The organism is Hahella sp. CR1 (assembly GCF_029813005.1).
GTDB lineage: Bacteria > Pseudomonadota > Gammaproteobacteria > Pseudomonadales > Oleiphilaceae > Hahella.
The window spans coordinates 1-1,334 of record NZ_JAPELK010000040.1 but is presented as its reverse complement, the minus strand read 5'-3'; the positions used below and the strand labels follow the sequence as shown (position 1 = coordinate 1,334).

Here is a 1,334-nt window from a genome sequence, read left to right as displayed (position 1 = left end):
GATAACAAGGTAGGTTGCTGCCGTATATCCGGCCTGTTTGCGAGTTGTAATACTCTGGCCTTGATGAGCTGTCCGCGCGTATCGTCCTTATCGACCTATCGGTATTGATTACCTTCGGAGTAGTCAGGTTTCCGTTACGCTGGTTTGACCTATTTTGTCATCTTAAGTTTGTCGCCTCCGCAACCTTTGGAGTTCACTTTTCTCAATACAAGTCGGTGCTCTGGTTTTATCTTCTAACAAGCTATCGGCCGATAGCTCTCTTGCCTCGCCACCATCGCCCAACCTATTCGGATCAGCTTGTTCGCCAATGCGACAGTGGCTTTGTTGACGCCACGTTTGGCGACCAATCGATTGATCCATTGACTCAGGGGATCGTCTTTCTTGTTGGCCTGCCTGACCACCGATCGCGCACCGTGGATGATCAGGCTTCGCAAATAGGCGTCCCCTCTCTTGGTGATTCCCATCAATCGATCCTTATCTCCGCTTGTATGCTGCTTGGGTATAACGCCTAACGCCGCAGAGGCGTCTCTTCCGCAGGTAAACTGTCGCCCCGTACCCAGCCAGCTTTTGAAGGCGTAGCTCACAATGGGGCCAAACCCTGGCGCCTGGCGTAGACGCAGACAGTCTTCATCCTGTTTTGACGCCTGTTGGATTTGCGCCTCGCACCACGCTATTTCTTCGTCCAACTTCACTAGACGCGGATATTGTCGCTGAGCCATTTCCCTGATTCTGGAAGGGAGTGATGTATTTGTTTCTTCGAGTTGCTCAACAAGCTGAGTCCGAAACCGACTCAGCGATTTAGGTATCGAAACGCCGTACTCATACAACAATGCTCGCGTTTGATTCACCAGCCGCGTCCGCTCCCGTACAAGCCCTTTACGCATAATCAGTACGGCTTGTTGTACTTGCTGCTCTTCAGTTTTGACTTCCACTGTTCTGATACGCCCGTGCAGCGCTGCTTCGAGAATCGCCTGTGCATCGTTGTAGTCATTTTTTTGTCCCCGTAAATACGCTTTCACATGCTGTGGCGGCAGCAACTGCACATCATGACCCAACGCCTTAAACTCCCGTCCCCAGTAATGCGCGCTACCGCAGGCTTCCATGACCACTACGCTTTTTTCTTGCTGCGCAAAGTACCTCAGAACCTGAGAACGCTTTAATTTTCTCCGCTCGCCATCGGAGCCAATCAAATGGAAGACGCTCTTTGCCAAATCTAATCCAACCGTCTTATGCTTAGACATGATGGTCTCCTCCTTCGTCCTTTGATTGCACTCATAATCATGGCACATTGCGATGCCGCTGCAGGAAAGGAGGAGACCATCTCATCGACCTAC

General features: G+C 51.1%; 1 protein-coding gene. It reads right to left on the bottom strand.

What is annotated here, in order from left to right:
• Positions 1 to 233: 233 nt before the first annotated feature.
• Positions 234 to 1,241, bottom strand: coding sequence for an IS110 family transposase (locus tag ONV78_RS31810; protein ID WP_279508609.1), 1,008 nt, complete (start codon positions 1,239 to 1,241; stop codon positions 234 to 236).
• Positions 1,242 to 1,334 lie beyond the last annotated feature (93 nt).

Coding starts and splice junctions, on each gene's coding strand:
- ONV78_RS31810 (WP_279508609.1), bottom strand. CDS start 1,241: ATGTCTAAGCATAAGACGGTTGGATTAGATTTGGCAAAGAGCGTCTTC.